The organism is Deinococcus aerophilus, from assembly GCF_014647075.1.
Classification (GTDB): Bacteria; Deinococcota; Deinococci; order Deinococcales; family Deinococcaceae; genus Deinococcus; species Deinococcus aerophilus.
In genome coordinates this window covers 1-6534 of the sequence record NZ_BMOM01000059.1, presented here as the reverse complement: position 1 = coordinate 6534, position 6534 = coordinate 1, and the positions used below count along the sequence as shown (strand labels likewise).

The following is a 6534-nucleotide window of genomic DNA, read 5'->3' as shown; positions in this document are numbered from 1 at the left end:
CGACCGGCTCCGGGCTGGGGCTGGGAATCTCGGACGTGACCACGATGGGCGCCAAGCCGTACAGCGTCAGCGCGCGGCCATCCGGCTTCTTGAACTCCTGTTGGTGTGTCCTCATAGGTGTCCTTGTTCAAGGAGAAGGCAGGCCGTGCGCCGGAGTTGCCCCAGCCGGACGGCCCGCCTCCTCAACAGGTTATTTGATGCTGCCCTTGATTTCTTTCAGGGCGCTTTGCAGCAGCCCAGCGTAGTCGGGATTGGGCTTCTGGACACTCTGCGCGACGGCATTGCACCACGGTCCCCACACGGCGCCCATCGCTGGAACGTTCGGCATGGGCGTGCCCGCCGAGATGGCCTTGCTGAAACCGGTGACGATGGGATCATTCTTGAGTTTGGTTCGCGCACTCAGGCTGACCGGAATGCGCCCGCCTGCCTGGTTGAACGAGGTCTGTGAGCCACCCGTCACCAGAACCTTGGCAAAGCCCGCCGCTGCCACCTTGTTCTTGCTGTAGGCATTGATCACCACGCCCTGCACGCCCACGAGCTGACAGGTGGCAGCGTCTGCCCCTGCCACATCACCTCATGGGCGTTCCAGTTCTGGAGCAGCGTGACGCCTCCCCGCCTGGATACCCGCACCCCTTCGGGCAGCCGCGTGGGGCCGAGCTGTGTCTCGTTCAACGTTGCCTGCAGAACCTCGGCGATCAGATCCGTGCTGTGCGCCCCAATGACCGTGACGTTGCCGTTGCGGATCATGGCGCTCTCGCCGCCCAGCGGTCCAACGTGATAGCGGTACAGGGTCTGTGCGCCGGTTGTGTGATAACTCTCGGCCCAGTGCTGCGCCGGATGGGCGGCCCCGCCATTCCCCATGACCGTCTGCGTCATACCCGCATACAGGCTGTCGTAGTTCAGGAGGGACGCCCCTATCAATTCACCCAGCTCGCCGAACTGGCCCGTCTCCGGGGTGCGCCCGGACGCCGTGCGAAAGGCGGTGCGCGGCCCGAAGACCACCTTGGCGTGCTGGGCGGCCGTCTCCAGGTGCCGGGCGCGTTCCGGGGTGATCAACGTCAGGGCGGGCGCGACGACCACGGCGTACCCGCTCAGGTCCGCATCGGCGTGGATGATGTCCACGTCCACGCCCAGCGAACGCAGAGCGCGGTAGTACGCGAAGGTCTGCGCCCAGTAGTTCAGGCCTTCTGTGTGCGGCTGCATGTTGTACAGCCACAGGCTCTCGTAATCGTGCAGCAGCGCAACCCGGGCGCTCACCTCGCCCAGGGGGTACTGTCCAGGATCGAGGGCGGCCACCTCGGCAAAGCCCCGGTCGGGCGTCTCGTTGTGGCGCAACAGGCCGCTGTGCAGCACTTCCTGCCCCATGGTGGCGGCCCGCCAGCGGAAGTAACTCACCGCGTCCGCGCCGTGCGCCCAGGCCTGCGCGGTCCACAGCTCCACGGCGCCGGCAGCCGGCAGCGGATTGGAGGGCGCCCAGTTGACCTGCCCGCACTGCTGCTCCATCACCCAGAAACCCGGGGAACGCCCCTGCTCCTGCGTGACGGTTCGTCTCACCATGCCCCGGTACAGGTCGTGATTGAACGCAGTTACGTCCGGGTGGCCGGTGCGGGCAAAGTCATGGGCAAGCTCAGGCCCAGTCAGCTTCCATTCATGGATGGCCTGCAAGGTGCCGGTGGGGTAGCTGTCCCAGCTCGCAAAGTCGAGGCACCCGCTGACACGGTAATGATCGAACGCGCCGAAAAAGCCCATGTAGTTGTGCGTGACGAAGCGGCCCGGCGACAGCTCACGCAGGATCGCCACCTGTTCTTCCTGAAATTCGGCCACCTGATCGCTGGAAAAGCGCAGAAAGTCCAGCGTGTGAGCCGGATTGACCTCGGCCACCGCCCGGTTGGGCAGCGGAAGCTGCTCCCAGTCCGTGTATTCCATGCTCCAGAAGACGTTGCCCCAGGCCTCGTTCAGGGCGTCCAACGTGCCGTACCGCCGCTCCAGCCAGCCACGGAACGCAGCCAGCGCCGCCGGGCTGTAACTCTGAGCGGTGTCGCCCCAGCCGAATTCGTTGTCGGTCTGCCAACCCACCACGGCCTCCATCTGGCCGTAGCGCTCGGCCATCGCCCGGGTGATGCGCCGGGAGTGCTCGCGAAACACCGAACTGGAAAAATCGGCGTGTCGTCTGGAGCCGAAGGTCTTGACGTGGCCGTCGCGTCCGGTGGGCAAAATCTCCGGGTGCTGGGCGATAAGCCAGGCCGGGGGCGCGGCGGTGGGTGTACACAGCACCACTTTCAGGCCTGCCGCCGTAGACGTGGCGATGGCCTGATCCAGCCACGCCCAGTCATACTCGCCGCGGCGCGGTTCCAGGCGACTCCAGGCGAATTCGGCCAGGCGCACGAAACGCAGGCCCAATGCTTTCTGAGCCGCTGCATAGCCCGCCCAGCGGTCTGCGGGAACCTGTTCCGGGTAATCGCAGACACCAAGTTCCAGGTGCGTGGGGTAGGGGTCTGAAGTCATGAACTCCTCTGAGCAACAAGGCAGGGACAAGAACCACGGCGTAAACGCTATGGACGAAGGGACCGGAGCCCCCGACTGAACACACTCGGTTTGATGTCCCACACGCTAGAGAGTGTTAAGGTTAACACTTGTGTTCCAGCATGGATTTGTACCGCCGGGTTCTCTCCATCTATCGGGGATTTCCGTGAGGTCCGGGCCGCCGCTCGAAATACGCCCAGTGGTACAGGCTTTCTCATCTTCGATCTGTATAACCTCTGGAGTCAACTCGATCTTCTTCAATCAGCCGACGGACAGCGCCGCAATTCTGGCGGCACCCTAAACTGTACGCCGGGTCCAGATGTTAGGCTTAACACCAATCTTCGGAGGTGTTTATGGCAAAGCAGGAGACAGCGTCCACGCTGGCCGATGTCGCTGCGCTGGCGGGCGTCTCACAGCAGACGGTCTCGCGGGTGGTCAACAACAAGGGGCCGGTGGCCGCCCGCACCCGCCTGCGCGTGGGCGAGGCCATCGGACAGCTCAACTATGTCCCCAATCGACTGGCACAGGGTCTGGCCAGCCGGCGCACCCATTCCATCGGTTTTGCCACCAATGACATCGCGTTGCACGCGCCCTCGCAGCTCACCTCGGGCATCGAGCGGGCCGCGCGGGAGGCGGGGTACAGCCTGGTGGTGTCGATCGTGCCGAGATATGGCCTGGGCAACGTGACCCAGACCGTGCGCACCCTGAAAGAACGGCAAGTGGACGGTGTACTGATCAACGCCTCGCTGGGTCAGGCGGACGCCGCCGAAGTCCGGCGCCGTTTTGCCGATGTGCCCTGTGTGTTCATGGACGTGCCGCCGGGAACCGCCGTGGACGCTGCGCTGCTGGACCAGCGTGAGGGAGCGGTGCTGGCGGCCCGGCACCTGCTGGATCTCGGACACACGCACGTCGCGTGCATTCACGGCCCCCAGGACGCGGTGGCCGAGCATTCCCGCCTGCAGGGCTGGCGCGACGTCGTGGAGACCCGCGGGCTGACGTTGGTGGCCGAACACGAAGGGAACTGGAGTCCGTCCAGCGGCTATGCGGCCACCGTGGCCCTGCTGGCATCGGGCGTGGCTTTTACAGCGCTGCTGGTGGGCAACGATCAGATGGCGGTGGGGGCGCTGCGGGCGTTGTGGGAGCGGGGTCTGCGGGTGCCGGACGACGTGTCGGTGATCGGCTACGACGACACGGCGGAAAGTGCGCTGCTGATTCCTCCCCTGACCACCGTCCGGCAGGATTTCCCGGCGCTGGGGCAACGGGCTTTTGAACACCTGAAATTGTTGCTCGATGGCAGCTCGCCGCCGCCCCTGACCCTGACCCAGCCGGAATTGGTGCTGCGGTCCAGTACCGCCGCGCCCCCACCGGGCCGGCGTTCAGGCTGGCAGGAAGCGCTCGAGACCCTGCGGGTTCATCTGCAGGCCGCGTCGACCACATCATCCTGAGCGTAGTCGCCCAGCACATGCTGTGACGGATTCGCCGGATTGTGTCCCTCTGCTGGCTCAAGCCACCCTTCATGTTCAGCGGCGTCTGCGCCCGGGACGTCGTCTCAGGCGTCATCCCCTTTTTTCGACGACCTTCTTCAGCATGGCGTTGTCCAGCGACAGATCGCTGATGACCTTGTCGGCCCCGGGCTGCAGGGGGACGTCGGAAATCCACTGCTCGGTGTACCGTTCTCCCTCCATGTATCTCCCCGAGCGCCATTGGATTCGCACTCGGGTTGACACCAGAAACAGGGGGGAGGTCATCGCGGTGGCTCTCCGCTCCGCTTCCTGAACACTTCGGGCCGGCCCCACACCCGCTACACTGCGGCCCAGAAGTAACCCGCTCCGCGGCTGGCCCGGCGGGAATTCCTTACAACTGACCGCCGGCCGGCCGTTTGCTCCTGTCCAGGAGGTTCCATGACATGACGCTTCTCCAGGTGCCGCTCCATTTCCAGGCCCGGCAATGACCGGGGCCGCCGCACGGCTGGACGTCCGCGGCTCCCGGCGCAGTGGCCTGCTCCTGGGCGCCGCCTTCATGGCGGGAATGGATGAGATCGTCTTTCATCAGGTGCTCGGCTGGCACCATTTCTACGACCGCTCCACATCCGCGATCGGACTGCTCAGCGACGGCCTGCTGCACGCCGCCGAACTGATGGCCATCGTGGCGGGGCTGTTTGTGCTCGCCGACCTGCTGCGGTCCCGGACCTTCAGCGTCGCCTTCTTCCGGGCGGGCCTGCTGCTGGGTCTGGGCGGCTTTCAACTTTTTGACGGCGTGGTGGACCACAAGATCTTTCAGGTGCATCAGGTGCGCTACGACGTTCCGCTTTTGCCGTACGACGTCGTGTGGAACGTGGTGGGCGTCGTGTTGCTCCTGATCGGCTTTGAACTGCACCGCCGGGCCAGCCGAAACGCGCTGTCCCCCTGATGCCTTCCGGGCACAGTCCAGCCGCCCATCACGACACCTTCTCGTGGCTGGTGTGGCTACTGCTGCTGGGGGTGGCGGTGGGCTACGCGGTGATGGTCCGGCGCCAGCATGGCCTGGGCCACCCGTGGCGGGGATCCCGCACCGGATTTTTCGCCCTTGGACTCGCCGGCCTGGCCTGGGCCTTCTCCCCCGCCGTGAACGCCCTGGCCCATGGTGACGTGCGGACCCATATGGCGCAGCACCTAGTATCGGGGATGTTCGCGCCCCTGCTCCTGGCCCTGGGCTGGCCCCTGACGCTGACGCTGCGCAGCGTGCCGGTGTCCGCGGCGCGGCGGCTGGTCGGCGGGCTGCACGCCCCGCCCCTCAGCGTGATCGCCTCGCCGGGCGGCGCGCTGCTGCTCAACGTGGGGGGGATGTTCGTGCTGTACCTGACCGACCTGTACCGCGTGATGCTGGAGCACCCGCTGGTCCACGCGGCGGTGGCCTTGCATGTGGTGGCCGCCGGCGTGCTGTACGCGGTGGTTCTTTCCGGAACCGAGCCGGTCGCCACCCGCGCGTCCTTTCGGACCCGGCTGGCGGCGCTGCTGCTGGGAACCGCCGGACATGCCACGCTCGCCAAGATGCTGTATGCGGGGCACGGGCCGCTGGGAGCGGAGCACCCTGTTCCGCACCTGCAGTCGGCGGCGCAGCTGATGTATTACGGCGGCGACCTGGCCGAACTGCTGCTGTTCGTGGTGGTGTTTCAGTCTTGGTTTCGCCGCCGTGAACAGGCACGGCGGCGAACGCAGTCAGCCGCGCTGCCCTGAGGGTGGAGGCCCGTCCGTCCGGCATTCCCGACGACCTTGCCCCCGAGACGAGCACCACCATCCCGTGCTTGAAGAACTGTTCGCATTGCTGCCAGACAGAACGCAGCCCATCACCACCAGGCAATACCCCTGGCAGGAAGATGGACGGCTGATCTTCGCGAAGACAGGGTGCTGCGCGTAAACGGGAAAGGCCGGCAGGTTCCCGGGACACGCTCCCCGGATCACACCGGATCCAGCGAGGAATTGGTGCGTGGTGCTGCTGCCCCGGGCGCACCCGCCGATGTTGCGGCGCCCCTGGAAGATGTGAGAGACCTGCCCGGCACACCGATCCAGGACACCAACATATGCAGGCGGTATCAATGACCCGGCCCGTCCAGACGTCAGCGCGAACCCCGGGTGGAGTCCGCGCCGATCAAGCCCTTTTTAAATATCGTGAAGGGTCTGGTTGTTAACATGGAACGGCCCAGCGCCTCTGGACCCGAACCGGGCCGCTCCACGTGTCACCTCACGGTAACGCTGATTTTCACGAAGATGTCCCACAGGTCGCAGGAAAACAGGTCGCATTTGTCCTTGTTCGTGTGGCGATCGTCAAAAGTTCCCGTATCGGCGGCGCCAGCGATGATGGCACTTCCTGCTGGGTACTCTTTCTGCCGTTGTTCAGTGAACTGGGCGACATTCACGCCGTCCTCGACATCAATTTCCTGAACAAAGTAATACTCAGGAGTTGCACCTTGCATAGCGCAGTGAATATCCGTGCTGGCCGAGGAATTCTGCGTTTTTACTGAAGATCCGGAGC

Annotated in this window: 6 protein-coding genes and 1 pseudogene; 3 read left to right on the top strand and 4 right to left on the bottom strand. The window is 65.2% G+C overall.

Annotation, left to right across the window (positions count from 1 at the left end):
* Nucleotides 1-190: 190 nt before the first annotated feature.
* Both IEY21_RS16405 and IEY21_RS16400 read right to left on the bottom strand, forming a co-directional pair.
* Nucleotides 191-562 (bottom strand): annotated as a pseudogene (locus tag IEY21_RS16405) (maltose ABC transporter substrate-binding protein); the annotation flags it as partial.
* On the bottom strand, nucleotides 514-2505 hold the full coding sequence (locus IEY21_RS16400) for a beta-galactosidase (RefSeq protein ID WP_188905416.1): 1992 nt from the start codon (nucleotides 2503-2505) through the stop codon (nucleotides 514-516). The pseudogene IEY21_RS16405 and the gene IEY21_RS16400, both read right to left, overlap by 49 nt.
* Nucleotides 2506-2876: 371 nt before the next feature.
* On the opposite strand from IEY21_RS16400, the gene IEY21_RS16395 reads away from it, so the two are divergent.
* Nucleotides 2877-3968, top strand: coding sequence for a LacI family DNA-binding transcriptional regulator (locus IEY21_RS16395; protein ID WP_188905415.1), 1092 nt, complete (start codon nucleotides 2877-2879; stop codon nucleotides 3966-3968).
* A gap of 111 nt (nucleotides 3969-4079) precedes the next feature.
* Here IEY21_RS16395 and IEY21_RS17065 read toward each other — a convergent pair whose 3' ends face one another.
* A complete protein-coding gene (locus tag IEY21_RS17065) occupies nucleotides 4080-4208 on the bottom strand; it encodes a hypothetical protein (RefSeq protein WP_268237823.1) in 129 nt (42 codons plus the stop codon).
* 262 nt (nucleotides 4209-4470) lie between these two features.
* Between IEY21_RS17065 and IEY21_RS16390 the strand changes: the two genes are divergently transcribed.
* Complete coding sequence (locus tag IEY21_RS16390; RefSeq protein WP_188905414.1) at nucleotides 4471-4932, top strand: DUF2243 domain-containing protein; 462 nt, start codon at nucleotides 4471-4473, stop codon at nucleotides 4930-4932.
* On the top strand, nucleotides 4932-5738 hold the full coding sequence (locus IEY21_RS16385; protein ID WP_188905413.1) for a cytochrome c oxidase assembly protein: 807 nt from the start codon (nucleotides 4932-4934) through the stop codon (nucleotides 5736-5738). Before IEY21_RS16390 ends, IEY21_RS16385 begins: the two co-directional genes overlap by 1 nt.
* A gap of 500 nt (nucleotides 5739-6238) precedes the next feature.
* Here the strand turns inward: IEY21_RS16385 and IEY21_RS16380 are convergent.
* Nucleotides 6239-6534: hypothetical protein (locus tag IEY21_RS16380; RefSeq protein ID WP_229753185.1), on the bottom strand; the 296-nt coding region annotated here is incomplete at its 5' end.

Bases quoted from the DNA above. Each gene is read 5' to 3' on its own strand.
- IEY21_RS16395 (WP_188905415.1), top strand. From the start codon at position 2,877: ATGGCAAAGCAGGAGACAGCGTCCACGCTGGCCGATGTCGCTGCGCTG.
- IEY21_RS16400 (WP_188905416.1), bottom strand. From the start codon at position 2,505: ATGACTTCAGACCCCTACCCCACGCACCTGGAACTTGGTGTCTGCGAT.
- IEY21_RS16390 (WP_188905414.1), top strand. From the start codon at position 4,471: ATGACCGGGGCCGCCGCACGGCTGGACGTCCGCGGCTCCCGGCGCAGT.
- IEY21_RS16385 (WP_188905413.1), top strand. From the start codon at position 4,932: ATGCCTTCCGGGCACAGTCCAGCCGCCCATCACGACACCTTCTCGTGG.
- IEY21_RS17065 (WP_268237823.1), bottom strand. From the start codon at position 4,208: ATGGAGGGAGAACGGTACACCGAGCAGTGGATTTCCGACGTCCCCCTG.